The sequence below is a fragment of the Aminobacter sp. J41 genome (assembly GCF_000526635.1).
Classification (GTDB): Bacteria; Pseudomonadota; Alphaproteobacteria; order Rhizobiales; family Rhizobiaceae; genus Aerobium.
Window position 1 is genome coordinate 25,469 of sequence record NZ_JAGL01000006.1, and the last position, 24,486, is coordinate 49,954.

Sequence of the window (24,486 nt, forward strand, 5' to 3'; positions counted from 1 at the left end):
TCAGCCGTTGAGGATCTTCATTGCCGCTTCGTGCAGTTCGGGCGTCGCCGCCGCGACGATGTCGCCCGCAGCCTCGGCCGGGCCGCCATCCCAGGTGGTGATGACGCCACCCGCCCGCTCGATGATCGGCACCAGCGCCATGATGTCGTAGGTCTGCAGCGACGTCTCGACGACGAGGTCGATCGAGCCCGACGCCAGCATGACATAGGCGTAGCAGTCGGTGCCGTATCGCGCGAGCTTCACCGAACGCTCGAGCTGGTCGTAGACCTCGCTGCGGCGCTCCTTGAACATGCGCGGCGTGGTCGTGCACATCATGGCTTCAGCCAGGGTCTTCGTCGGCCGGGTCTTGAGCTGCCGGTCGCCACCTGGGCCGCTGTACTGGCTCGAGGTTTCGTCAGCCCAGAACAGCTCGCCTGTAAACGGCTGCGACATCATGCCGGCAACCGCGTCGCCATTGTCGGTAAGGCCGACCAGAGTGCCCCACAGCGGAATGCCGGAGATGAACGAGCGCGTGCCGTCGATCGGATCAATCACCCACTGGTAGCGCGCCGTTTCGTTCTCGCGGCCGAACTCCTCGCCGATGATGCCGTGGTCAGGGAACGCCTCGCGGATCAGCGCGCGGATCGCCTGCTCCGCGTCGCGGTCGGCTTCCGTGACCGGATCGAAGCCGCCAGCTAGCTTGTTGGCCGAGACAAGCCCCGCTTGCCGGAAACGCGGCAGTGTCTGCGCGGCAGCCGCCGCGGCGATACGGTGCATGAAGTCGGCTTCGATTCTCATTTGCATCTCCCGGCTAGGCTGTCTGCCTGTTGCACAAAATTCAGTCGAACGGCAACATCAGCTTGACATTTGTGCAACGCACAATAACTTTGGTGACGGACAAGTTTCTTGTCTGAGCCCTTTTTGGGGCGTTTCCTCCCTAGACTTGGACCGCCGAGCGCAAGCGACGCGGTCCTTTTTCTAGCTTCCCCATCAAATGTTTGGCTTATTCGGCGGCGAGCGGCAGGCCCTGCAGCTCATGGTCCGGAACGGACATGATGTCGGCGCAGAACCGCGAGAGGTCGGCAACGAGCGCGTCGAACCCCGCTGAGCGCTCCAGCGTCTTCTCGTTCATGTAGAGGCCGCGGTTGATCTCGATTTGCAGCGCATGCAGCCCCTTGGCCGGGCGGCCGTAGTGCTCGGTGATGAAGCCACCGGCATAAGGCTTGTTGTGCGCGACGCGGTAACCCATGCCCGACAGGATCTCGATCGCAGCACTCGAAAGCCCCGGCGCGCACGCAACACCGAAGCGATCACCAATGATGAAATCGGGCCGGATGCCGCCGTCAGGCACGCGCACGCTCGCCGGCATCGAGTGGCAGTCGATCAGCACGCCGAAGCCGAATCGGGCGTGGGTCGTCGTCAAAAGCTGCTTCAGCTGCGCATGGTAGGGTTTGTAAACGCCCTCGATCCGCGCGATTGCCTCGGAGAGCGGCATTTTCTCCACGTAGATATCCTGCCCCTCGCCCACGAGACGCGGGATCGTGCCGAGGCCTCCTGCGACACGCGCCGAGCGCGTGTTGGCATGGCCGGGCAGCGGCTCGCTGAACATGCGCGGGTCGAGTTCCCACGGCTCGCGATTGGCGTCGAGCCAGGCGCGGGGAAAGTTGGCGACGAGCAGCGGCGCACCGAGCTCGACCACGCTTGCGAACAGCTCGTCGACGAAGCAGTCTTCGGAGCGCCGGATGGCAACTGGATCCAGCTTGCTCATCGCCAGGAACCGCGGCGGATAGTAGCGCCCGCTGTGGGGCGAGTTGAATACGAACGGCACTCGTTGTTCGGCGGGTGCCCGCACCGCGAAGGGAGGAATGAAGCCGAAATCGAGAGAGACGCTCATGTTGCGGTGCAATGTCCTGGCGCGGAATGTCCGCAAACCCTGCCATTTGCTGGGCTTTCTGTCCAGATTGACACGCGTCGCAGGCGGCCGGGGCATTCACTTGATCTTTACAGAAGCGGCCTCATATACGCCTTTAATCTGGTGTTCGGCGGATGCTGGACAGGGGACTGACTGATTCGGACGGGCTACATGGCAAGAATTTTGCTCGCGGAAGACGACAACGACATGCGCCGCTTCCTGGTCAAGGCACTGGAAAGGGCGGGCCACGACGTCAGTGACTTTGACAACGGCGCGAGCGCTTACGAGCGCCTGCGCGAAGAACCTTTTTCATTGCTTCTCACCGACATCGTGATGCCGGAGATGGACGGGATCGAACTCGCCCGCCGCGCCACGGAAATCGACCCCGACCTCAAGGTGATGTTCATCACTGGCTTTGCGGCGGTTGCGCTCAATCCCGATTCGAAGGCCCCGCGCGACGCGAAGGTCCTGTCGAAGCCTTTCCACCTGCGTGAGCTCGTCACCGAGGTGGAAAAGATGCTGCATGCGGCTTGAGCCTGAGGAAACCGTCAAAGAACGTTTTTTCCTCTATTGACGACGGCGTTCACGTGTGGTGTATGCGCCCTCGTCGGATGGGCGTGTAGCTCAGCGGGAGAGCACTACGTTGACATCGTAGGGGTCACAGGTTCAATCCCTGTCACGCCCACCATCCTTCAAGAAAACCAAGTTTCTGATTCTGCGTCGCTTTCGGCGAGCATCGTTGCCGTGCGCCTCCTACCGTGCGTGCGCGTCGGGATGTCATCGCCCCCACCTGTTCAACTCAGTGATAAAACGAAAAAACCGGCTTGCGGGAAACGGCGGAGCGGGCTACACGCCCACTCGCTGGATGTTTCGGCACCCGGGCGTGTAGCTCAGCGGGAGAGCACTACGTTGACATCGTAGGGGTCACAGGTTCAATCCCTGTCACGCCCACCATTCCCTTCCCAGAACGAAAAGCCTAGCAGCACCGCTGCCATCGTTTCCCTCCGCATTTTCTCATCGCAACACCGCGAAAACGGTCGCCTCACTTCCCCTCAGGAACATGCTTGCCCGTGGCGCGTTTCCGGGAAAATCCAATCCTTCCTGGAGGGCATTCCGCTATGGCTACGACAGTTCTCACCGACAAGGACGCGATCCGCGACTGGGCAGCCGCCCGGATGGGATTCCCGGCCATAGTCGACACGTCCGTGGAAACGGGCACGCAGCCGATGCTGCGAATCGTCTTCGACCAGGCGGCCTATCAGGATCAGGACCGGCCCGAGCGGCCGCAGAACGCCGGCGGCATCGAGCTCGTCGAATGGGACGATTGGATGAAGATCTTCGAGGAGAGCGGGCTTGAGATGATCGTGAACGAGGACGTTCCCGGCCGGCGCGACAATTATTACGAGCTGGTGCGGCGCGGCGAGGAATGACGAGCCGCTAAGCCCAAAAACGAAAAGAGCAGCAGAGCCTGAAGAGGCCCGCTGCTCTTTCTTTTGACTGGCCGCGATCAGGAGATCCAGCCGGCTTCCTTCTGGCGCTTGTAGGCGACCATCGAGTTGCGCATCAGCATCGCAACGGTTACCGGCCCGACGCCGCCCGGAACCGGCGTGATCCAGCCGGCAACTTCCTTCACCGCATCCGTGTCGACGTCACCAACGATGCGGACGCTGCCGTCGGCATCGGTGACCTGGTTGATGCCGATGTCGATGACCGCCGCGCCCGGCTTGATCATGTCGGGGCCGATCAGGTGCGGCTTGCCGACCGCAACGACCACCGCATCCGCGCGGCGCGAGTGCATCGCCACTGACCGCGTCATGTGGTGGCAGACGGTCACTGTCGCCCCTTCCGCCGTCAGCATCAGCGCCGCCGGCTTGCCGACAATCTCCGAGTGGCCGATCATCACGACCTCGAGCCCCTTGAGCTCCAGTCCCGTCGAGCGCAGCAGCTCGACCGACGCGGCGGCCGTGCACGGCGCCAGCGCTATGTCGCTGTAGACGATGTTGCCGATCGACGCCGGGTTCATGCCCTCGACGTCCTTGAGCGGGTGAATGGCCGACTGCAGCGAACGCACGTTGATGTGCGCCGGAACGGGACGCTGCAGGATGATGCCGAGCACATCGGCGCTGTCATTGAGCGACTGGATGCGCTTCTTGCACTCTTCCTGCGTGATCTCGGACGGCCACACCTGCTCGTCGAACGGAATGGCGACCTTTGCTGCCGCCCGTGCCTGGTTGCGCACATAGACGGCGACCTCCGGCGTCGGGCCGATGCAGACCGACACCAGCTTGCCCACCGGCGGGTTTGCGGCGGCGACCTGCTCTGCCACTTCGGCAAGGATACGCGTCTGCACGGCCTTGCCCTCGATCAGTCGATGGTCGCGGAATTTTGGCTCCGTCGTGCTCTTGTCGGACAAGCGATCTTCCTTCCGTTTTTCCATCTCGGGCAGCATCCGGAAGCGTGCCCTTCGGTTATGCGGACCATATAGCGGGCTCCAGGGGCTGTATACAATCACGATCGCGACGTGCTGCAACTGGCATGCGCCAAAACTTCGTCTATAGATTGCAGCCGTCGCAACGCGACTACTTGGGGGAGTTATGCAATATCAGGAAACGACGTCCGTCTCGTGGTTCGGACGCATCAAGAATTCGGCCGTCGGGGCGCTCGTCGGTTTCTTCGCCATCATCGCCATGATCTGCCTGCTGTTCTGGAACGAAGGCCGCGCCGTGACCACTGCGCGGTCGCTCGAGGAAGGCGCAGGCATCGTCATCTCGGTCGACGCGAACAGCATCGATCCGGCGAACGAAGGCAAGCTTGTCCACGTCACCGGTCGGGTCGTCACCAATGACAAGCCGTCTGATCCCGACTTCGGTATCACGGTCACCACGCTGCAGTTGCTGCGCAGCGTCGAAATGTACCAATGGATCGAAGAGACCAGCAGCGAGTCGACAACCTCGCTTGGCGGCAGCGAGGAGATCACCACAACTTATTCCTACAGCACCGGCTGGTCGGAGCAGGAGCATGACTCCTCCAACTTCAGGTATCCGCAGGGCCGCGACAACCCGCCGATGGAAATCCGCCGCGGCTATTTCCCGGTCGAGAACGCCTCGATCGGTGAATTCCGGCTGAGCAGCAGCGTCATTGCCATGATCGACAACCAGGAGCCGCTCAAGCTCCCGGAAAGCAATGAGGAAGCGATCCAAGACGTCTTCGGCACGGCCAAGCGCGTCCATATAGTCAATGGCAATATCTATCTTGGCAACGACCCGCAGAACCCGCAGGTCGGCGACTACCGCGTGTCCTACCGAGTCGTGCCGATTGGCCCAGCCAGCGTGATCGGCCGGCAGACCGGCAATGGCTTCACCGAATACCAAACGGTTGCAGGCGACAGGCTGCTCCTGGTCAACGACGGCGTGCTCACCGCCGAGCAGATGTTCAAGGACGCCGAACGCGACAATGCGATCCTCACCTGGGTGCTGCGCGCGGCCGGCGTCTTCTTCCTCGTCGTCGGCTTCTCGATGGTGCTGGGGCTGCTCGGCGTCATCGCCGACGTGATCCCGTTCCTTGGCTCGATCGTCCGTCTCGGCACCGGCCTCGTTGCCTGGTGCCTCGGCACGCTCGTCGGCACCCTGACCATCGCCGTCGCCTGGTTCTGGTACCGCCCACTGGTGTCGCTGGCGGTCATCATCGTTGGCGTGGCGATCTCCTGGTACTTCGGCCAGCGCGCGAAGAAGAAGGCAGGCGTGACAACCGCAGCCGCCTGACCCTCACGAGGCCCAGACACAAAAAAGGCGGGGCACCCGGTCGGGCGCCCCGCCTTTTTGTGGGTTACGAAGCTCGGCTTAGAGCTTGCCGTCCATCGACTGGCGATACAGCGCGAGCGCGGCTTCCTTTGTCAGCTTGACCGGGTTGCCGCCGGCGGTCGGGTCAACGATCGCCATTTCGGCGAGCAGGTCGAGACGCGCGTCATCCGGCGCGAAGTCCTTGATGAACTCGCCCAGCGTGTGCGGGACGTTGAGGTCCTTGCGCAGCTTGAGGATCGCGGCGGCAAAGCCGTCGAAGCCGCCCTCGATGCCGAGATAGGCGGCAAGGCGGTTGATGCGGTCCTCGACGGCCGGGCGGTTGAACGCCAGCACGTAAGGCATGAACACGGCGTTGGTCATGCCGTGGTGGGTGTCATACAGCGCGCCAATCGGGTGCGACAGGGCGTGAATCGCGCCGAGGCCCTTCTGGAACGCGGTCGCGCCCATCGCGGCGGCCGACATCATGTGTGCGCGTGCTTCAAGGTCGTTGCCGTTGGCAGCGGCCTTCGCGAGGTTCTCGAACACAAGGCGGATGCCCTCGACGGCAACGCCGTCAGCCATCGGGTGATAGCCCGGCGCGCAGTAGGCCTCGAGGCAGTGGGCCAGCGCGTCCATGCCGGTGCCGATGGTGATGAACGGCGGCATGCCAGCGGTCAGCTCCGCATCGGCGATAACGATCGCGGGCATCATCTTCGGATGGAAGATGACCTTCTTGGTGTGGCTTGCCTCGTGGGTCAGCACGCCAGCGCGGCCGACTTCTGAACCGGTGCCTGCCGTGGTCGGGACGGCGACGATCGGCGCGATCTTCGATGCATCGGCGCGGGTCCACCAGTCGCCGATGTCCTCGAAGTCCCAGACCGGACGGCTCTGGTGTGCCTGGAAGGCGATCAGCTTGCCGAGGTCGAGGGCAGAGCCGCCGCCGAAGGCGATGACGCCGTCATGCTTGCCGCTCTTGAAGACCTCGATGCCGGCATAGAGGTTAGACTCGACCGGGTTCGGCTTGACGTCAGAGAACACGCCATGCGGAACGCCCGCCTCGGTCAGTAGCTTCAGCGTCGAAGCAACGACCGGCAGTTTCGCCAGGCCCGGGTCGGTCACGAACAGCGGGTTGGAAATGCCGACTTCCTTCAGCACCTCCGGCAGTTCCTTAATGCGACCGGCGCCGAAGCGAACGGTGGTCGGGTAGTTCCATTTGGAAACGAGATTGGTCATTTTTTCAGTATTCCGAAGTTTCAGATCGCTTCGCGCAGGTGGTAGCTCTTCGGGCGCGTCAGGTTGTGGTAGCCCACGACGCCCATCGCACCGCCCTTGCCGGTATCCTTGACGCCGGTCCAGACGAGACCCGGATCGACATAGTCGCAGCGGTTCATGAAGACCGTGCCGGTCTCGATGCGGTCGCCGATCGCAGCCGCATGCTCGGTGTCGGTGGTCCAGACGGAAGCGGTGAGGCCATACGGGCTGTCATTCATCAGCGCGATGGCTTCCTCGTCATTGCGCACCTTCATGATGCCGACGATTGGGCCGAACGACTCTTCGCGCATGACGCTCATCTGGTGGTCGACGTTGGTCAGCACTTCCGGAGCGATGTACGGGGAGCCCGCAACGTCGTTTTCCACCTTCATGTTGATGTGCGCGACCGCGCCCTTGCGCAGGGCTTCGGCCTTCTGCTCGCGGATCAGGTCCGCAAAGCGGGCCTGCGCCATGGGGCCCATCGTGGTCGCCTGGTCGAGCGGGCTGCCGACGACGTAGTTCTTCGTCTCGGCAATGAAGCCCTCGACGAACTCGTCATAGACCTTTTCGTGCACGTAGACGCGCTCGATGCCGCAGCAGCACTGGCCGCTGTTGTAGAACGCACCGTCGACGAGGTTGGCAATGGCGTGGTCGAGCTTCGCATCCGGCAGGACGTATGCTGGGTCCTTGCCGCCAAGCTCGAGGCCGAGCGAGGTGAAGGTGCCCGCAGCAGCCTTCTCGATGGCGCGGCCGCCGCCGACGGAGCCGGTGAAGTTGCAGTGGTCAACCTTGCCCGAACCAAGCAGCTTCTCGGTCTGGGCGTGGCTCATGACGAGGTTGGTGAACAACCCCTTAGGCAGGCCCGCCTTGTCGAACGCCTGCTGGAGACGCTCGCCGACCAGCAGCGTCTGCGCCGCATGCTTGAGGATGACGGCATTGCCCGCCATCAAGGCCGGAACGATCGAGTTGATCGCCGTCAGGTACGGATAGTTCCACGGCGCGATCGTGAAGACGATGCCGAGCGGCGCGCGCTTCAGGTAGCGGCGGAAACCTGGGCGGTCCTCAGGGATGTACGGTGCGAGAGCCTTCTCGGCGATCTCGACCATGTAGCGGGTGCGCTCTTCGACGCCGCCCTTCTCGCCGCCGTAGCGAACCGGACGGCCCATCTGCCAAGCCAGCTCCGGAACGATCTCGTCGTTCATCGACAGCAGCGCCTCGAGGAAGGCGAGCAGGTACTTGCCGCGCTCGGCGATCGAGACGTTGGCCCAATCGGCCTGTGCGGCGCGAGCGCGCGAGATCGCCGCCTCGATTGCCGCATCCTCGGCCACCGGGCGCTCGATGTAGATCGAGCCGTCGACGGGAGATATGAGTTTGACCGTTTCGGCCATGATTACCTCGTCAGTATAGTCGGATTTAGTATCGCTCGAAGCCGCGGTGCAGCTCCCAGTCGGTGATGCGGCGGTCGTATTCCATCTGCTCCCAGCGGGCAGTATGGACATAGTGCTCGATCACGTCATCGCCAAAGGCCTCGCGGAGCATCTTCGAATTCTCGAGCGTCTCGATAGCATGGCGGAGCGTACGTGGCACCTCCGGAAGTTCGCTTGCCTGGTATGCGTCACCGACAAAGGGCTCCTGGAGCGTCAGCTTTTCGTCGATGCCGGCAAGGCCCGCTGCGATCAGCGCGGCGAAGGCGAGATACGGGTTCAGGTCGGCGCCACCGATGCGGCACTCCATGCGGATGCCCTTGGTACCCATGCCGCACAGGCGGAAGCCCGCCGTGCGGTTGTCCTCGCTCCACATCACCTTGGTCGGCGCGAACGTGCCTGCCTGGAAGCGCTTGTAGGAGTTGATGTAGGGCGCCAGGAACCAGGTGAAGTCCTTGGCATATTTCAGCTGGCCGGCAGCCCACTGCTGGCCGAGCTCGCTCAGCGTCCACTTCGCGTTCTTGTCGAAGAACAGGGGCGTCTTGCCGTCGGCGCTCCACAGCGAGTTGTGGATATGGCTCGAATTGCCGGCGAGGTCATAGTTGTACTTCGCCATGAAGGTGATCGCCTTGCCTTCGGCATGGGCGATTTCCTTGGCGCCGTTCTTCAGAACGACGTGACGGTCGGCCATCTCGAGCGCTTCGGCATAGCGCACGTTGATCTCTTCCTGGCCCGGGCCCCACTCGCCCTTCGAGTTCTCGACCGGGATGCCCGCCGCGTCCATCTCATTGCGCAGGCGGCGCATGAAGTACTCTTCCTTCGAGGTCAGGCCGATCAGGTAGTCCTCGATGTAGGGCGAGTGCGTCTTGAGGTTGCGGAAGCCCTTTTCGCGCGCGGTCTCATAGGACTCGTCGAGCAGGTAAAACTCCAGCTCCGAAGCGAAGTAGGCCATGTAGCCGCGTTCCTTCAGGCGCTCGACCTGGCGGCGCAGCATGGCGCGCGGCGAATGCGGCAGATCCTTGTGGTGATGATGATCCTGGATGTCGCACAGGATCAGCGCGGTCTTTTCGAGCCAGGGAAGCACGCGGATGGTGTTCATGTCGGGCTTCAGCACGAAGTCGCCGTAGCCCTGCGCCCAGCTGGCAGCCTTGTAGCCCGGCACCGGCTCCATATCGATGTCGTCGGCGAGCAGATAGCTGCAGGCGTGCGTTTCTTCATAGGCAGATTCGACAAAGAATTTCGCCAGGAAGCGCTTGCCGATCAGACGCCCCTGCATGTCGACGGCTGCGCCGAGCACGGTATCGATCTGCCCGTCCGCAACAAGCTGCTTCAACTGGTCGAAGGAAATATTGCCTGCCATCATCTACTCCGCTGTGTTCCCCAATTCGGCCTGAGCCTCATCCAGCCCTTTTCGACCGCCAGCTGGATCTGCACCACTCTCTCAATCTGTAATGAATGGTACGGGATCGACCGGATTGCGCTGTTGTGGATGATTTCATACACTTCCAGCACCTTTGTCAAACCTGTTGTCGGATGGCTCTGTGATGAACATCGGCATCGCCGAACTGATTGCCGAGCGTATGGATAGCTTGCCTGCAGGCGAGCGTCGAGCCGCGCAGGTTTTGATCGCCAATTATCCGATGACCGGCCTGAAAACCGTTGCGGAGTTTTCCGCCCAGGCCGGCGTTTCCTCGCCGACCATCCTGCGCCTCGTCTCGCGCCTCGGCTTCCAGAACTATGCCGAATTCCAGGCGCGCCTCCAGGACGAACTCGCCGCGCAGCTGCAGTCGCCGCTGTCGCGCGCAACGCAGGGCGCTCCGGACGATGACGCCCCACCCTTCCTCGCCGCCGTCATCCAGAACCTGCACGAGACCTACCGCCATTTCTCCGAAAAGCAGATGGCGGCCATCGTACGCACACTGACCAACACCCGCGGCAAGGTGTTCCTCATCGGCGGTCGCTTCACCGATCCGCTGGCGGCCTACATGGCTTCGCACCTCGCCATCATCCGCCCTGGCGTGCTGCACCTAACCGGCCAGGAGAGCAACTGGCGTGACCGGCTGCTCGACATGGGCAAGAACGACGTCGTCGTCATCTTTGACATCCGCCGCTACCAGGAGAGTCTGCTTCGACTTGCCGAAGCCGCCAACAAGCGCGGCACGCAGGTCGTGCTCTTCACCGATCAGTGGCTGTCGCCCGTTACGCGCTTCGCGCGCCATGTCGTCGCCGGCCGCACCGCGGTACCATCGGCCTGGGATTCCAGCGCATCCCTCTTCGTCGTTGCGGAAATGCTGATCGCCGAGATCACCCGGCGGCTGGAAAACGAGAGCGCCCAACGCATCCGCGAAATGGAAAACCTGCGCGGCGGCTAGGCTGCCTCTCGGTCAACTTACCGATATTTAATGAACTTCCTGATGCATTAGGCCCCGAGTGTTGGCATAACATTGCCATGAGGGACGCGCCGTGCCCGCAAGAGTGCGGTGGAGCGCCCGTTTTTGCATGTCGGGTGGTTGCCAGGCACCTCAGGAACCACGCCAAGCCCGGAGTATCGCATGTCGTTTTGGAAGCAACTGGCATCAGCGTTGGTCGTCCTCGCAGTTGCCGCTGGGTTGTGGGTGAAATTCTATCCGGGCTCGAACGAAGTTCTGGCGCGTTGGGGACTGGACTGGGCCGTCGCGGCGGTTCCCGGCGGCGCTCCCGCCGCTGCGCCGGCAGCAGCTCCTGGAGCGGGCGGCGGTGGCTTCGGCCAGCCCGCGCTGGTGATCGCGTCGCAGATCGAGACCGGCACCATTAACGACCGCCTCGTTGCCATCGGTTCCGGCCGCGCGCTCAACTCCGTTTCCGTCACGCCCTTCTCGTCGGGCCGCCTGACCGAGTTCTTGGTCGAGTCCGGCTCGCAGGTGCAGGCAGGCGACGTGATCGCCCGCCTCGACAGCGAAGTGGAAGAGATCGCGGTCGAACGCGCCCGAATTGCCCTCCAGGACGCCGAGGCGCGCCTTGAGCGCGTCCGCAACCTCCGCGCTTCGAACACGGCCACCGCCGTGCAGGTCACGGATGCCGAGCGCGACGTCAGCAACGCGAAGCTCGAGCTGCAGAACGCCGAAGTGACCCTGAAGCGCCGCACCATTACGGCGCCGATCTCCGGCACGGTTGGCATCCTGCCGGTCTCTGCTGGCAACTACGTGACGACGCAGACCGTCATCGCCACCATCGAGGACCGCTCGCACCTCGTCGTCGACTTCTGGGTGCCGGAGCGCTTCGCCGGCATGATCTCGGTCGGCCAGACGGTTACCGCCACCTCGCTTGCCCGTGCCGGCGAGACCTATGAAGGCACCATCACCGCCCTCGACAACCGCATCGACCCGGCAAGCCGTACCTTGCACGTGCAGGCCCGCCTGCCCAACGACAACGACCGCCTCGCGGCCGGCATGTCGTTCGAGGTGACGATGCGCTTCCCGGGCGAGAGCTATCCTTCGGTCGATCCGCTGGCGATCCAGTGGAGCACCGATGGCGCCTACATCTGGGTGCTCGACGACGAGCGCAAGGCGCGCCGCGTGAACGTCAGGGTCGTCCAGCGCAACACCGACAGCGTCCTCATCTCCGGCGACATCGGCGATGCCGAGCGCGTCGTCACGCAGGGCATCCACGCGGTTCGCGAGGGCGCGGTCGTCCGGGTCGTGGGAGATCCGCAGGAAAGCCGGCCGCAGGCGTCGCTTTCCGTCAGCCATTCGTAAGCGGGAGGCACGCGCATGAAACGTATCGCTTCCGCTGAAAGCGGGATGACGGCGCTCTTCGTGCGCCGCCCCGTCCTTGCCTTCGTTCTCAACACGCTGATCGCCGTTGCCGGCCTTGCCGCGCTCTACGCCGTCGAGGTCCGCGAGCTGCCGGACGTCGACCGCCCGGTCATCACCGTCACCACCACCTATACGGGCGCATCCGCCGAGACAATCGACCGCGAGATCACCTCGGAGATCGAAGGCGCGGTTGCCCGCGTCTCCGGCGTGAAGTCGATCTCCTCGACCTCATCCTTCGGCCGCAGCCGCGTCACTGTCGAGTTCAAGGACGGCGTTGATCTCAACGTCGCCGCCTCGGACATGCGCGACGCCGTCAGCCAGGTGCAGAACAACCTTCCCGACGACGCCGAGATCCCGCGCGTCGTGAAGGCCGACGCGGATTCGGAAGCCGTCGTCCGTCTCGCTGTCACCTCGAGCACGATGAGCGTGCACGATATGACCGTTCTGGTCGAGGACCAGCTGGTCGACGCCTTTTCGGCAATCGACGGCGTTGCCGACGTGCAGGTCTATGGAGGCCGCGACAAGATCTTCCGTGTCGACATCGACCAATCGCGCCTTGCCAGCCTCGGCCTGACTGTCGCGGACATCCGCAATGCCCTTTCGTCGATGTCGTTCGACACGCCGGCGGGCTCGCTGACCAGCAGCACGCAGGACCTTATTGTCCGCGCCACCGCGCCGGTGCAGACGCCCGAGGACTTCGAGAACATCTTCATCAAGGGCAACATCCGCTTGCGCGATGTCGCCACCGTCACGCTTGGCGGCGACGTCGGCGAGTCGCAGCTGCGCGCCAACGGCCAGACCGGCATTGGCATGGGCATTCTGCGCCAGGCGCAGTCCAACACGCTGCAGATATCGGAAGACGTTCACAAGACCATCGAACGCATTCGCCCCACCCTGCCCGAAGGCGTCGACATCTTCGCCACGGGTGACGAGGCCGTGTTCATCAATGGCGCCATCCACGAGGTCGAGATCGCGCTCGGCATCTCGGTCACGGTGGTGCTGCTGATCATCTTCCTGTTCCTGCTCGATATCCGCGCGACACTCATCCCTGCTTTCGCGCTGCCGATCGCGCTGATCGGTTCGGTCGCCTTCGTCTGGATCGCCGGCTTTTCGATGAACATCCTGACGCTGCTGGCCTTCGTGCTGGCGACGGGCCTCGTCGTCGACGACGCGATTGTCGTGCTCGAAAACATCGTGCGCCGCCGCAACGAGGGCCTTGGCCCGCGCGCCGCCGCGGTGCTCGGCACCCAGGAAGTGTTCTTCGCCGTGGTGGCAACGACCGCGACGCTGGTCGCGGTTTTCGTGCCCCTCTCCTTCCTGCCCGGCCAGACCGGTGGCCTGTTCCGCGAGTTCGGCTTCGTGCTGGCGGTCTCGGTGATCTTGTCGGCGGTGGTGGCGCTGTCGCTCTGCCCGATGCTTGCCTCGCGCATGCTGAGCAGCGGCAATATCGAGCATCATCATGGCGGGATCCTTGGCGCCATCGGCGGCGTGCTCAGCACGATCTACCGCAATACGCTGCGTGCCGCGCTCAACGCGCCCCTCGTCGTGGTGCTGATCGCGGCGCTGTTTGCCGGCTTTGCCACCGCCATCTTCCCGACCATCCGCAACGAACTGACCCCGGCTGAAGACCGCTCGGCGGCCTTCCTGCGCGTGACCGCACCGCAGGGCGTCTCGCTCGACTACTTTGCGCAGCAGATGCGCAACATCGAGACGCTGATCCAGCCGCTACGCGATTCCGGCGAGATCGCCTCGACCTTTGCCATCGCGGGCTCGGGCGGCAACCAGAACTCCGGCTTCATGGTGATGACGCTGTCGCCGTGGGAGAAGCGCTCCCGCACGCAGCAGCAGATCCTCGCTGATGTCGTTTCGCGCGTCGAAAACCTGCCCGGCGTGCGCGCCTTCGCGTTCCAGCCGAACAGCCTTGGCATCCGCGGCGCCGGCAGCGGCCTGCAGTTCGCCATCGTCGGCAACAACTATGCGGAGCTGAACGAGGCCGCGCAGAAGGTCGTGGCCGACCTGTCGGACGACCGCCGCTTCCGCCAGCCGCGCCTGTCACAAGAGCCGACGCAGCCGCAGCTTTCCGTCCAGATCAACCGCGACCGCGCCTCGGACCTCGGCATCGAGATCAACGGCCTCGATGCGGCGATCCAGGCAATGCTGGACGGCCGCAAGATCGGCTCGGTCTTCATCGACGACCGCTCCTATGACGTGAAGCTGCTGTCGACCACGAACCCGATCAACGACCCGACTGACCTCGAGAACATCTATCTGCGCACGCAGGATGGCCGCTTCGTGCCGATGTCGACCATCGCGACGGTCCGGGAAGAGGCGGTTGCACCGGCGCTCGCCCGCGAGCAGCAGATGCGCTCCGTCGGCATCACCACGGCGCTCGCGCCGGACGTTGCACTCGGCACGGCCTACGCCGCCGCGCAGGAGATCGCCGCGAAGCACTTGCCCGCCGGCAGCCGCATCGTGCCGCTCGCCGAAGCAGCGACGCTCGGCGAGACCCAGGGCAACATGATGACTGTGTTCGGCTTCGCCATCGTCATCATCCTGCTGGTGCTTGCCGCTCAGTTCGAGAGCTTCGTCTCGGCCGCTATCATCATGGCGACCGTGCCGCTTGGCCTTGCCTGCGCCGTGTTCGCGCTGCTTCTCACCGGCACCAGCCTCAACGTCTACAGCCAGATCGGCCTCGTGCTGCTCGTTGGCATCATGGCGAAGAATGGCATCCTGATCGTCGAATTCGCCAACCAGCTGCGCGACCGCGGCCTCAATGTCCGCGACGCGATCGAGCAGGCATCCAACATCCGCCTGCGCCCGGTCGTGATGACGATGCTCTGCACCATCGTCGGCGGCCTCCCGCTGATCCTCGCCAGTGGCGCGGGCGCGGAAGCGCGCATTTCGCTCGGCTGGGTCATCGTCGGCGGCCTTGGCCTGTCGACCATCTCGACGCTGTATCTGACGCCGGTCGTCTACCTCCTCCTCGGCCGCTTCGTCACGCCGAAGGTCGAGGAAGAAAAGCGCCTGGTGCGGGAGCTCGAGCAAGCCGAAAAGGCCGAACTCGGCGCAGCGCCGCAGCCGGCGGAGTAGGTTCTGCATCGCGGGGCTGCGGCCCTGCACCCGGCGGCGGGTGTTTGCCTTGGCTCCCCACTCCCTGCCTTCACTCTATGAGCCCCCTCCGGCGCTTCGCGCCACCTCCCCTTAAATGGGGGAGGATCAGGGTGATGGTGGCAGATCACATACGAGGATGACACTTAGCCCGATCATCGGCTCAGATGTGGCGCTACGCTTTTGAAAGCCTCAACCTGAGGATCCTCCCCTGCGAAGCGGGGGAGGTGCCGCCGAAGGCGGNGGAGGGGGCTGCCGGGGCTAAGCGGGACAAGATGAGACGCAGGTTGGCAGGACGCCCCCCGCTCAAAAGCTCTCTGAGTCTCCCGCTCCCCCTCAAATCCCCCGCTGCGTGTACTTCCTCAACTCCTGCCGCGCGATCTGGCGGCGGTGCACCGCGTCAGGGCCGTCGACCAGCCGCAGCGTGCGCAAGTGCGTCCACAGCCTTGCCAGTGGCGTGTCCTGAGAAATGCCCTGCGCACCGAACATCTGCACCGCCTCGTCGGCGACCTTCAGTGCCACTCGGGGTGCCACGACCTTGATCTTGCTGATCCAGGGTGCTGCCGCCTTGCGGTCGCCCTGGTCCATCATCCACGCCGCCTTGAGGCAGAGCAGCCGCGCCATCTCGATCTCCATCCGGCACTCGGCGATGACGTCGTAATTACCGCCGAGCTCGGCGAGCGGCTTGCCGAAGGCTTCGCGCCCCAGCGCCCGCTTACACATCAGTTCCAGCGCCATCTCGGCCTGGCCGATAGCGCGCATGCAGTGGTGGATGCGACCGGGACCCAGCCGCCCCTGCGCAACCTCGAAGCCCCGGCCCTCGCCGAGGATCAGGTTCTCGGCCGGCACGCGGACGTTCTCGAAGCGGATGTGCATGTGGCCGTGCGGCGCGTCATCGTCGCCATAGACCATCATCGCGCGCAGCTTGGTGATGCCGGGCGTGTCGGCGGGCACCAGGATCATCGAATGCTGCTCGTGCTTCGACCGGTCGGGGTTCGGCGTATGCACCATGACAATGTAGATGGCGCAGCGCGGGTCCCCTGCCCCGGATGACCACCACTTCTCACCGTTGAGGACGTAAGAGTCGCCGTCGCGCTCGCAGCGCATCGAAATGTTGGTGGCGTCCGACGAGGCAACGTCCGGCTCGGTCATCAGGTAAGCCGAGCGGATCTTGCCCTCGAGCAGCGGCTCCAGCCAGCGCTTCTTGTGCTCATCGCTACAGTAGCGCTCAAGCACTTCCATGTTGCCGGTGTCCGGCGCGGAACAGTTGAAGACCTCGGCGCCGAGATGCGCCTTGCCCATTTCCTCGGCGAGATAGGCGTATTCGACCGTCGTCAAACCAAGACCGCGCTCGGAGTCGGTCAGCCAGAAGTTCCAGAGGCCACGCTCGCGCGCCTTGGCCTTCAGCCCTTCCAGAATCTCCGTCTGCCGCGGCGTGTAGCTCCAGCGGTCGCCGTTTCGGCCCACCTCTGCGAGAAACTCGGCGTCAAGCGGCATGATTTCCTCGCGCACCATGCGCGCGACCTGTTCGTGGATCGGCTTCAGCCGTTCCGTCATGCCAAGGTTCATCTCAGCGCTTGCCGGCATTCATGTCCTCCTCCTCGGGTCCCTTGAGAGACATCCGCCGTCCATACTAGGCAAAGTTTCGCCAAACGCGACCGTATAACAGGAGGCCAGCACCGGATGACTTTGCGCGCACAACCCGGTAATTGTGCCATGCGCGGCCGCCCATCGGCTGCTTCGAGATTTCAGGGAATTAGCTTCGCATGAACACTAGCAATCGCGAGCCCGTCACGCTTGAGGACGCGAAGAACGCGGTCGGACAGGAAATCGGCGTCTCGCCCTGGCGTGTCGTCTCGCAGGAAATGATCAACCAGTTCGCCGACGCGACCGACGACCATCAGTTCATCCACGTCGATCCGGAACGCGCCGCAAGCGAGACGCCGTTCGGCGGTACCATCGCGCACGGCTTCCTGACGCTCTCCCTGCTCTCGACGCTCGCCTACGAGACGATCCCGCCGATCGAGGGCGCCGGCATCGGCGTCAACTACGGCTTTGAATCGATCCGCTTCATGTCGCCGGTGAAATCCGGGGCGCGCATCCGCGCCCGCTTCAAGCTGGCCGAACTGATCGCCCGCCCATCGGGCTGGATGCATCTCAATTATGACGTTACCGTCGAGGTCGAGGGCTCGAAGAAGCCGGCGCTCACCGCGCGCTGGCTGACGCTCGCGGCCATGGACAAAAAGGAAGCGACTGCTTGAACGATCCTAACGCGCTCGATCCCAAGACACTAGCGCCTTATCTCGAGGCGCATGTGGACGAGTTTCGGGCGCTTCGGTCGATCCGCAAGTTCGACACCGGCCAGTCCAATCCCACCTATCTGATCGAGGCCGAGAGCGGCCGCTACGTCCTGCGGGCCAAGCCCGCGGGCGAGCTTTTGAAATCCGCGCACCAGGTCGACCGGGAATACCGGCTGATGAAGGCGCTGGAAGGAAGCCGTGTGCCGGTGCCGCGGATGTTCCACCTGTCCGACGAAGGCTCGCCTATCGGGCGCATGTTCTACGTCATGGAGTTCGTCGAGGGCCGCATCTTCTGGGACCCTGCCCTCCCCGAGCTCGGCAATGGCGAGCGCGCCGCCATCTACGACGCGATGAACGAGGTGCTGGCGGCGCTGCACGACCTCGACTTCGAGGCGGTCGGACTCGGCGACTTCGGCAAGCCCGGCAGCTACTTTGCCCGCCAGCTCACGCGCTGGACCGGCCAGTACCGCGCGACCGAAACCCATGTCATCGACGACATGGACAAGCTGATCGCCTGGCTTGAGGAACAGCAGATCGAGGACGACGGCCGCGTCTCGCTGGTCCATGGCGACTACCGCCTCGACAACATGATCTTCGTGCAGAACGAGCCGCGCGTCGCCGCCGTGCTCGACTGGGAGCTGTCGACACTTGGCCATCCGTTCGCCGACATCGCTTATCAGTGCATGCAATGGCGGTTGCCGAACGAGTCGTCGTTCCGCGGCCTTGGTGGCATCGACCGCAAGGCGCTCGGCATCCCGAGCGAGGAGGAATATGTCGAGCGCTACTGCGCCCGTCGCGGCCTTGCCGGCATCGACAACTGGACCTTCTGCCTCGCCTTCTCCTTCTTCCGCCTCGCCGCTATCTGCCAGGGCGTCTACAAGCGCGCGCTCGATGGCAACGCGTCGAATCCGGAAAAGGCAAAGCGATATGGCGAGGCCGTCCCGCTCCTGGCACGGCTCGCGGTCGAGGCGATTAGCGAGGCCTGATCAGGCGAGGGATTCGATCAGTCGCCGCAGCTCGCCGAGGTGGTCGATCTGCCGGTAGCGCGGGTGATGCTCCGGCGCCTCGATGTGCTCCAGCACCCAGGTCAGCTCGTGCGGGACGTAGACGCCCCAGCTACCTGCCTCGATGGCCGGCGCGACGTCGGACTTCAGCGAATTGCCGACCATCATCGCCCGCTCCGGCCCGTCACCGTAACGGTCGAATACGCGGTTGTAGGTCGCGGGCGTCTTGTCGCTGACGATCTCGACGCCGTCGAAATAGTCGCCAAGGCCAGACTGCGCGAGCTTGCGCTCCTGGTCGAACAGGTCGCCCTTGGTGATCAGCACGAGCCGGAAATTACCTGCCAGCGCCTCCAGCGTCTCCTGCACATGCGGCAGCGTCTCGACCGGATAGCGCAGCATCTCGCGCCCAGCGGCGAGGATTTCAGCGATAATGGCTGCGGGCACCTTGCCCTCGGTGACCTCGACGGCCGTCTCGATCATCGAAAGCGTAAACCCCTTGATGCCGAAGCCGTAGTGGCCAAGGTTGCGCTTCTCGGCGGCAAGCAGGCGGTCATGCAGGTGCGTGGGTTCGGCGAAGTCGGCAAGCAGCTCCGCAAACCGTTCCTGCGTCAGCTTGAAGAACTGCTCGTTCTGCCAGAGCGTGTCGTCGGCGTCGAAGCCGATGGTCGTGAGGCCAGTCTTCATAGTGTGCTTCCGGCCGCAAGAAAAAAGCGGCAGTGTCTTCATCGGGCGAAGACACTACCGCTTTGACTGCAAGCTGAAAACCGTCCTCAGATCAGCGGATCGCGCGAGGCTTCCTCGAGGAAGGTGAAGACGTAGTCGGAGAAGGAGCGCCAGCATTCGACGCGGAACTCGCGCTCGCCGGTGCGCAAAAGGACGATCTCGCTCTTGCCGAGGATGGTACGGCAGCAGGTGCCGACCGGGAACTCCGGCAGGTAGAGATCCTGCGGGCAGCCGGCGGAAATCGTCGCCTCCGCGCCCTCACCCGAGACGATGATCCCGACATTGCGGTGAGAGACATCAACCGCCGAGTGGAACGCCTCGACACCCTTCAGCGCGCCGGCAAGGTCGACCCCGTCTGCGTCGATCACCAGCCACTCATCCGGGCCGATGCAGAGCACGGAGCGTGTTCCGGAGGTGGCGGAGGTACGAACCTTCGTCGGCAGTTCGGTCCCGAGCGCGGCGGAGACGGCCGCAACGTTTTCGGCCGGTACGCGCAACACCAGGCGCGAGGCGGGTGCTGCGGGGGTGACGCTGACCCAGGGACGCTTCACGGAGCGGCCGTCGAGTGCTGTTCTGCGCAGTGCGATCTGGTCAGCCATTGAGGCGCTCCCCCTTCTCGTCGAAGAAGATTGTTCCGGTCACTTCCACCTCGATCGTCTTGTCCGGCATCGGCACGTAGAGCGTCTGGCCGATACGGTCCCTGCCGCCCTCGACGAGCGCCAGCGCGATCGAATGGCCGCAATTTGCCGACCAGTAGGCCGACGTCACATGGCCGACCATCTTCATCGGCACCGGCTGGTTGGGGTCGGCGACGATCTGCGCGCCTTCTTCCAGCACGATGCTCGGGTTCTTCGTCTTGAGGCCGACGAGCTGCTTGCGGCCCGGCCTGACGAGGTCAGGCCGCTTCATGCCGCGAATGCCGACGAAGTCCTTCTTCGCCTTGCCCACGGCCCAGCTGAGGGCGGCGTCGTCAGGCGTGACGGTACCATCGGTGTCCTGGCCGACGATGATGTAGCCCTTCTCGGCGCGCAGCACGTGCATGGTCTCGGTGCCGTAGGCGCAGGCGCCGTGCTTCTGGCCCTCGGCCCAGACGGCTTCCCACACCGCGCGGCCGTAATCGGCCGGCACGTTGATCTCGAAGCCGCGCTCGCCGGTGAACGACATGCGGAACAGGCGGGTCGGCACGCCGCAGATCTTGCCCTCGCGGACAGACATGTGCGGCATTGCCTCGTCCGAGATGTCGATGCCCTCGACGAGTGGCGCGATGATGTCGCGCGACTTCGGCCCCTGCACGGCGATGACTGCCCACTGCTCCGAGATCGATGTCAGGTACACATTGAGATGCGGGAACTCGGTCTGGAGGTAGTCTTCCATGTGGTGCAGCACGCGGGCCGCGCCGCCGGTCGTCGTAGTGACGTGGAAGCGGTCTTGCGACAGACGGCCGACGACGCCGTCGTCATAGATGAAGCCGTCCTCGCGCAGCATGATGCCATAGCGGCAGCGGCCGGGTTCGAGCTTCTGCCACGGATTAGTGTAGAGCAGCTCCATGAACGCGGCGGCATCCGGGCCCACGACCTCGATCTTGCCGAGGGTCGAGGCATCAAAAATGCCGGCGGTCTTGCGGACGGTCTGGCACTCGCGGTTGACCGCGGCGTGCATGTCCTCGCCCGCCTTCGGGAAGTACCAGGCGCGCTTCCACTGGCCGACGTCTTCGAACACGGCGCCATGCTCTTCCGCCCACGAATGCATCGCGGTGCGGCGGGTCGGGTCGAACAGCTTGCCGCGCGCGTGGCCGGCGATCGCGCCGAAGGTGACCGGCGTGTAGGGCTGACGGAACGTCGTCAGGCCGACCTGCGGCAGCGGCTTGCCGAGCAGCTCGGCGGCAATCGCAAGGCCGTGCATGTTCGACGTCTTGCCCTGATCGGTCGCCATGCCGTTGGTGGTGAAGCGCTTGACGTGCTCGATCGAGTGCATGCCTTCACGCACCGCCTGCGCAATGTCCTTAGCCGTCACGTCGTTCTGGAAGTCGACGAACGCCTTCTTGTCCTCGACGCCCTGTGGAACGCCCAGCATGCCGCCGGTCCAGCTCTCCGATGCACTCGCCTGCGGCGTGGCTGCAGCCGCCCCCCCTTCGACGCCGGCAGCGCGCGCGGCCGAAAGACCCGCGCTGCTCGCTTCGGCGAGTACGGCAGCAAGATCATCCGTGCCGTTGCAGGCGCCGACGCTGGCGCAGGCCTGCACGTAGGTGCCCGGCAGGAAGCGCTGGGTCGCCTCGTCATAGGCGAGCTTGCCGCGCGACTGCGAGAACATGTGCACCGAAGGCGTCCAGCCGGCGGAGGTAAGCAGCGCGTCGACGCCAATCGTCTGCGTCGGGCCGCCAGCCTTCGGCTTGACGATCATGCCGGTGATGCGCAGGCGACCGGTGGAGCCGGCAACGACATGGCCGGTCTTGATCGTGATGCCGAGCGAACGCGCCTCGTCGATGATCGCGCTTTGCGGATTGTCGCGCACGTCGATGATCGCCGCGACGTTAACGCCAGCCTTCTTGAGGTCGACGGCCGCGTAGTAGGCCGAGTCGTTCGACGTGTAGATGCCGACGTTGCGGCCAACGGCGACGCCGTAGTGATTGAGGTAGGTGCGGCCGGCCGAAGCCAGCATGATGCCCGGGCGGTCATTATCCGGGAAGACCATGTGCCGCTCGATCGAGCCGGTCGCCAGCACGACCTGCTTGGCGCGAACCTGCCACAGGCGCTCGCGCGGCAGCTCGGGAAGCGGGCCCGGCAGGTGCTCGGTAACGCGCTCGACCAGCGCAACCATGTTCTGGGCGTGGTAGCCGAACGCGGTGGTGCGGGTCAGCACGCGGACATTGTCCATGGCAGCGAGGCGGTTGGCGACATCCTGCGCCCAAGCCCAGCCATCCTTGCCGTCGATCTTCGTGCCGGTCTCTGCTTTCAGCGTGCCGCCGACGGTTGCCTGCTCGTCGACGATGATGACGCGTGCGCCGGTTTCGGCCGCCGAAAGTGCCGCGGCCAGGCCAGCAACACCGCCGCCGATGACCAGCACATCGCAATGCTCATAGCGCGCGGCGTAGTGGTCCGGGTCGGCCTTGTCCGGCGCAACGCCGAGACCGGCCGCCGAACGGATGAACGGCTCGTAGAGATGCTTCCACGCAGCCTTCGGCCACATGAAGGTCTTGTAGTAGAAGCCGGCCGAGAAGAACGGCGAACCGAGATTGTTGACCGCGCCAATGTCGAAGCTCAGCGACGGCCAGCGGTTCTGCGAAACCGCCTGCAGCCCGTCATAGAGCTCCTGCACGGTTGCGCGGATGTTCGGCGTCTTGCGCGCGGCATCACGTTCGATACCGACGAGCGCATTCGGCTCCTCGACGCCGGCGGACAGGAAGCCGCGCGGACGGTGATACTTGAATGAGCGGCCGACGAGGTGAACGCCGTTGGCCAGCAGCGCCGAGGCGAGCGTGTCGCCTTGCAGCCCGGCATAGGACTTTCCATCGAAGGTGAAGCGCGCAACGGCGGCCGAACCAAGCCTTCCCTTCCCCGCAATACGAAATGGCGCGGTCATGCACTTTCTCCCAATGCCGGCTTCGGCTCGCCAGCCTTGTATGTCGTCAGAAACTTGTCGCTGACCGTGTCACGGGCGGCGTTGAAGAAGCGGCCGCAGCCGTGGACGTGACGCCAGCGCTCGAAGACGATGCCCTTCGGGTTCTGGCGCAGGAAGAAGTAGGCCTCGAACTCTTCGTCGCTTATCTCGGTGATATTCGACGGACGAACGAGATGCGCCTCGCCGGCGTGTCGAAACTCGACCTCCGGCAGGTCCTTCTCGCAATAGGGACAGCGAATGAGAAGCATGGTTCTTCCTGTCTTGTCTCTCGACCGGACCTCAGCGATCCGGAAAACTGATGCGCGACGCGCGAATTAGTGGGCCACGGCAGCCGCTGCGGCTTCGTCGATCAGACGGCCGGTGCGGAAGCGGTCCAGCGAGAAGCCGGCGTTGATCGGATGCGGCTCGTCGCGAGCGATGGTGTGGGCGAAGACGTTGCCCGAACCCGGCGTCGCCTTGAAGCCGCCCGTACCCCAGCCGCAGTTGACGTAGAGGCCTGGAACCGGCGTCTTCGAAAGGATCGGCGAGCGGTCGGGCGTGACGTCGACGATGCCGCCCCACGAACGCAGCATCTTCATGCGCGTGAACATCGGGAACATTTCGCAGATCGCGTCGAGCGTGTGCTCGAGGATGTGAAGGCCGCCGGTCTGCGAGTACGAGGTGTACTGATCGGTGCCGGCGCCGATGACGAGCTCGCCCTTGTCCGACTGCGAGATGTAGGCGTGCACCGTGTTCGACATGACGACGCACGGGAACACCGGCTTGACGGGCTCCGAGACGAGCGCCTGCAGCGGGTAGCTCTCGAGCGGCACGCGCACCCCCGCCATCTGCATGATGACCGAGGTGTGTCCGGCAGCGACGACGCCGATCTTCTTTGCCTTGATGAACCCGCGGGTCGTCTCGACACCCTCGACATGACCTGCCGGCGCGCGGCGGATGCCGGTCACCTCGCAGTTCTGGATGATGTCGACACCACGGGCCGAAGCCGCACGGGCATAGCCCCACGCAACCGCGTCGTGACGGGCCGTGCCGCCGCGGCGCTGCAGGGCAGCACCGAGGACCGGATAGCGCGCGTTCTTGTCGATGTTGAGCGGCGGGCAGAATTCCTTGGCCTGCTCCGGGGTCAGCCACTCATTGTCAACGCCGTTGAGACGGTTGGCGTGGATGTGGCGCTTGAAGACCTGAACATCATGGATGTTGTGCGCGAGCATCATCACCCCGCGCGGGGAGTACATGACGTTGTAGTTCAGCTCCTGGGAGAGGTTCTCCCACAGCTTCACGGCGTGGTCGTAGATCCCGGCCGATTCGTCGTAGAGGTAGTTGGAGCGGATGATGGTCGTGTTGCGGCCGGTGTTGCCGCCGCCAAGCCAGCCCTTCTCGACCACCGCTACGTTGGTGATTCCATGCTCGGAAGCGAGGTAATAGGCCGTCGCAAGGCCATGGCCGCCGGCGCCGATGATGACGACGTCATATTCGGCCTTCGGTTCGGGCGACCGCCACTGCTGTTCCCACCCCTTGTGGCCGCGAAACGCCTCCCTGGCGATGGCGAAGGCGGAGTATTTGCGCATGTAAGGTTGGTCCCGGTTCGATGATG

Annotated in this window: 20 protein-coding genes and 2 tRNA genes; 10 read left to right on the plus strand and 12 right to left on the minus strand. The window is 64.2% G+C overall.

The window, feature by feature from the left end:
• Entirely contained in the window at positions 1-777 is a 777-nt protein-coding gene (gene hisN, locus L630_RS0106235; RefSeq protein WP_024847522.1) for a histidinol-phosphatase, read from the minus strand.
• A 205-nt stretch (positions 778-982) separates the two neighbouring features.
• Positions 983-1,873 carry an N-formylglutamate amidohydrolase gene (locus L630_RS0106240; protein ID WP_024847412.1) on the minus strand — a complete coding sequence of 297 codons (891 nt, stop codon included), beginning with the start codon at positions 1,871-1,873 and terminating at the stop codon, positions 983-985.
• Between the two features lie 189 nt (positions 1,874-2,062).
• On the opposite strand from L630_RS0106240, the gene L630_RS0106245 reads away from it, so the two are divergent.
• The 4 genes from L630_RS0106245 to L630_RS0106260 all read left to right on the plus strand — a co-directional run bounded on the left by L630_RS0106245 (position 2,063) and on the right by L630_RS0106260 (position 3,321).
• Positions 2,063-2,425, plus strand: coding sequence for a response regulator (locus tag L630_RS0106245; protein ID WP_024847413.1), 363 nt, complete (start codon positions 2,063-2,065; stop codon positions 2,423-2,425).
• 79 nt (positions 2,426-2,504) lie between these two features.
• Positions 2,505-2,579, plus strand: a tRNA-Val gene (locus L630_RS0106250).
• Positions 2,580-2,770: 191 nt separating this feature from the next.
• Positions 2,771-2,845, plus strand: a tRNA-Val gene (locus L630_RS0106255).
• Positions 2,846-3,009: 164 nt separating this feature from the next.
• Entirely contained in the window at positions 3,010-3,321 is a 312-nt protein-coding gene (locus tag L630_RS0106260; RefSeq protein ID WP_024847414.1) for a hypothetical protein, read from the plus strand.
• 77 nt (positions 3,322-3,398) lie between these two features.
• On the opposite strand, the gene L630_RS0106265 is transcribed toward L630_RS0106260, so the two are convergent.
• Positions 3,399-4,304, minus strand: coding sequence for a bifunctional 5,10-methylenetetrahydrofolate dehydrogenase/5,10-methenyltetrahydrofolate cyclohydrolase (locus L630_RS0106265; protein ID WP_245263668.1), 906 nt, complete (start codon positions 4,302-4,304; stop codon positions 3,399-3,401).
• A 181-nt stretch (positions 4,305-4,485) separates the two neighbouring features.
• On the opposite strand from L630_RS0106265, the gene L630_RS0106270 reads away from it, so the two are divergent.
• On the plus strand, positions 4,486-5,652 hold the full coding sequence (locus tag L630_RS0106270; protein WP_024847416.1) for a TMEM43 family protein: 1,167 nt from the start codon (positions 4,486-4,488) through the stop codon (positions 5,650-5,652).
• A gap of 78 nt (positions 5,653-5,730) precedes the next feature.
• Here the strand turns inward: L630_RS0106270 and L630_RS0106275 are convergent, their stop codons facing one another.
• From L630_RS0106275 to L630_RS0106285, 3 genes are read right to left on the minus strand one after another with little or no spacing between them, the layout of a single operon-like run.
• Complete coding sequence (locus L630_RS0106275) at positions 5,731-6,903, minus strand: iron-containing alcohol dehydrogenase (RefSeq protein ID WP_024847417.1); 1,173 nt, start codon at positions 6,901-6,903, stop codon at positions 5,731-5,733.
• 20 nt (positions 6,904-6,923) lie between these two features.
• Positions 6,924-8,309 carry an aldehyde dehydrogenase family protein gene (locus L630_RS0106280; protein WP_024847418.1) on the minus strand — a complete coding sequence of 462 codons (1,386 nt, stop codon included), beginning with the start codon at positions 8,307-8,309 and terminating at the stop codon, positions 6,924-6,926.
• Positions 8,310-8,334: 25 nt separating this feature from the next.
• On the minus strand, positions 8,335-9,705 hold the full coding sequence (locus tag L630_RS0106285; RefSeq protein WP_024847419.1) for a glutamine synthetase family protein: 1,371 nt from the start codon (positions 9,703-9,705) through the stop codon (positions 8,335-8,337).
• Positions 9,706-9,889: 184 nt separating this feature from the next.
• Between L630_RS0106285 and L630_RS0106290 the strand changes: the two genes are divergently transcribed.
• From L630_RS0106290 to L630_RS0106300, 3 genes are all read left to right on the plus strand, one after another.
• Entirely contained in the window at positions 9,890-10,717 is an 828-nt protein-coding gene (locus L630_RS0106290) for a MurR/RpiR family transcriptional regulator (protein ID WP_034329536.1), read from the plus strand.
• A gap of 180 nt (positions 10,718-10,897) precedes the next feature.
• The gene (locus tag L630_RS0106295) at positions 10,898-12,079 is read left to right on the plus strand and encodes an efflux RND transporter periplasmic adaptor subunit (RefSeq protein WP_024847421.1); all 1,182 of its coding nucleotides are present in this window, start codon (positions 10,898-10,900) and stop codon (positions 12,077-12,079) included.
• Positions 12,080-12,094: 15 nt separating this feature from the next.
• Complete coding sequence (locus L630_RS0106300) at positions 12,095-15,229, plus strand: efflux RND transporter permease subunit (protein WP_024847422.1); 3,135 nt, start codon at positions 12,095-12,097, stop codon at positions 15,227-15,229.
• A gap of 354 nt (positions 15,230-15,583) precedes the next feature.
• Here the strand turns inward: L630_RS0106300 and L630_RS0106305 are convergent, their stop codons facing one another.
• Positions 15,584-16,816 carry an acyl-CoA dehydrogenase family protein gene (locus L630_RS0106305; protein WP_024847423.1) on the minus strand — a complete coding sequence of 411 codons (1,233 nt, stop codon included), beginning with the start codon at positions 16,814-16,816 and terminating at the stop codon, positions 15,584-15,586.
• Positions 16,817-17,013: 197 nt separating this feature from the next.
• On the opposite strand from L630_RS0106305, the gene L630_RS0106310 reads away from it, so the two are divergent.
• Together L630_RS0106310 and L630_RS0106315 are read left to right on the plus strand one after the other, a co-directional pair.
• Positions 17,014-17,508: a MaoC family dehydratase gene (locus L630_RS0106310; protein WP_024847424.1), complete on the plus strand. Its 495-nt coding sequence runs from the start codon at positions 17,014-17,016 to the stop codon at positions 17,506-17,508.
• Positions 17,505-18,533 (plus strand): phosphotransferase family protein, encoded by a 1,029-nt coding sequence (locus L630_RS0106315; protein ID WP_024847425.1) that lies wholly within the window; start codon positions 17,505-17,507, stop codon positions 18,531-18,533. The genes L630_RS0106310 and L630_RS0106315 overlap by 4 nt, the downstream gene beginning before the upstream one ends.
• On the opposite strand, the gene L630_RS0106320 is transcribed toward L630_RS0106315, so the two are convergent.
• The 5 genes from L630_RS0106320 to L630_RS0106340 all read right to left on the minus strand — a co-directional run bounded on the left by L630_RS0106320 (position 18,534) and on the right by L630_RS0106340 (position 24,460).
• Entirely contained in the window at positions 18,534-19,235 is a 702-nt protein-coding gene (locus tag L630_RS0106320) for an HAD family hydrolase (RefSeq protein WP_024847426.1), read from the minus strand.
• Between the two features lie 86 nt (positions 19,236-19,321).
• Positions 19,322-19,873: a sarcosine oxidase subunit gamma gene (locus L630_RS0106325; protein WP_024847427.1), complete on the minus strand. Its 552-nt coding sequence runs from the start codon at positions 19,871-19,873 to the stop codon at positions 19,322-19,324.
• Complete coding sequence (locus L630_RS0106330) at positions 19,866-22,853, minus strand: sarcosine oxidase subunit alpha (RefSeq protein WP_024847428.1); 2,988 nt, start codon at positions 22,851-22,853, stop codon at positions 19,866-19,868. Before L630_RS0106330 ends, L630_RS0106325 begins: the two co-directional genes overlap by 8 nt.
• Entirely contained in the window at positions 22,850-23,140 is a 291-nt protein-coding gene (locus tag L630_RS0106335; protein ID WP_024847429.1) for a sarcosine oxidase subunit delta, read from the minus strand. Before L630_RS0106335 ends, L630_RS0106330 begins: the two co-directional genes overlap by 4 nt.
• A 66-nt stretch (positions 23,141-23,206) precedes the next feature.
• Entirely contained in the window at positions 23,207-24,460 is a 1,254-nt protein-coding gene (locus tag L630_RS0106340) for a sarcosine oxidase subunit beta (protein ID WP_024847430.1), read from the minus strand.
• Positions 24,461-24,486 lie beyond the last annotated feature (26 nt).

What these genes read in the sequence shown, in the direction of transcription:
- L630_RS0106330 (WP_024847428.1), bottom strand. Translation starts at nt 22,853, where the DNA reads ATGACCGCGCCATTTCGTATTGCGGGGAAGGGAAGGCTTGGTTCGGCC.
- L630_RS0106320 (WP_024847426.1), bottom strand. Translation starts at nt 19,235, where the DNA reads ATGAAGACTGGCCTCACGACCATCGGCTTCGACGCCGACGACACGCTC.
- L630_RS0106335 (WP_024847429.1), bottom strand. Translation starts at nt 23,140, where the DNA reads ATGCTTCTCATTCGCTGTCCCTATTGCGAGAAGGACCTGCCGGAGGTC.
- L630_RS0106275 (WP_024847417.1), bottom strand. Translation starts at nt 6,903, where the DNA reads ATGACCAATCTCGTTTCCAAATGGAACTACCCGACCACCGTTCGCTTC.
- L630_RS0106285 (WP_024847419.1), bottom strand. Translation starts at nt 9,705, where the DNA reads ATGGCAGGCAATATTTCCTTCGACCAGTTGAAGCAGCTTGTTGCGGAC.
- L630_RS0106325 (WP_024847427.1), bottom strand. Translation starts at nt 19,873, where the DNA reads ATGGCTGACCAGATCGCACTGCGCAGAACAGCACTCGACGGCCGCTCC.
- L630_RS0106240 (WP_024847412.1), bottom strand. Translation starts at nt 1,873, where the DNA reads ATGAGCGTCTCTCTCGATTTCGGCTTCATTCCTCCCTTCGCGGTGCGG.
- L630_RS0106300 (WP_024847422.1), top strand. Translation starts at nt 12,095, where the DNA reads ATGAAACGTATCGCTTCCGCTGAAAGCGGGATGACGGCGCTCTTCGTG.
- L630_RS0106290 (WP_034329536.1), top strand. Translation starts at nt 9,890, where the DNA reads ATGAACATCGGCATCGCCGAACTGATTGCCGAGCGTATGGATAGCTTG.
- L630_RS0106305 (WP_024847423.1), bottom strand. Translation starts at nt 16,816, where the DNA reads ATGAACCTTGGCATGACGGAACGGCTGAAGCCGATCCACGAACAGGTC.
- L630_RS0106310 (WP_024847424.1), top strand. Translation starts at nt 17,014, where the DNA reads ATGAACACTAGCAATCGCGAGCCCGTCACGCTTGAGGACGCGAAGAAC.
- L630_RS0106280 (WP_024847418.1), bottom strand. Translation starts at nt 8,309, where the DNA reads ATGGCCGAAACGGTCAAACTCATATCTCCCGTCGACGGCTCGATCTAC.
- L630_RS0106260 (WP_024847414.1), top strand. Translation starts at nt 3,010, where the DNA reads ATGGCTACGACAGTTCTCACCGACAAGGACGCGATCCGCGACTGGGCA.
- hisN (WP_024847522.1), bottom strand. Translation starts at nt 777, where the DNA reads ATGAGAATCGAAGCCGACTTCATGCACCGTATCGCCGCGGCGGCTGCC.
- L630_RS0106295 (WP_024847421.1), top strand. Translation starts at nt 10,898, where the DNA reads ATGTCGTTTTGGAAGCAACTGGCATCAGCGTTGGTCGTCCTCGCAGTT.
- L630_RS0106270 (WP_024847416.1), top strand. Translation starts at nt 4,486, where the DNA reads ATGCAATATCAGGAAACGACGTCCGTCTCGTGGTTCGGACGCATCAAG.
- L630_RS0106340 (WP_024847430.1), bottom strand. Translation starts at nt 24,460, where the DNA reads ATGCGCAAATACTCCGCCTTCGCCATCGCCAGGGAGGCGTTTCGCGGC.
- L630_RS0106245 (WP_024847413.1), top strand. Translation starts at nt 2,063, where the DNA reads ATGGCAAGAATTTTGCTCGCGGAAGACGACAACGACATGCGCCGCTTC.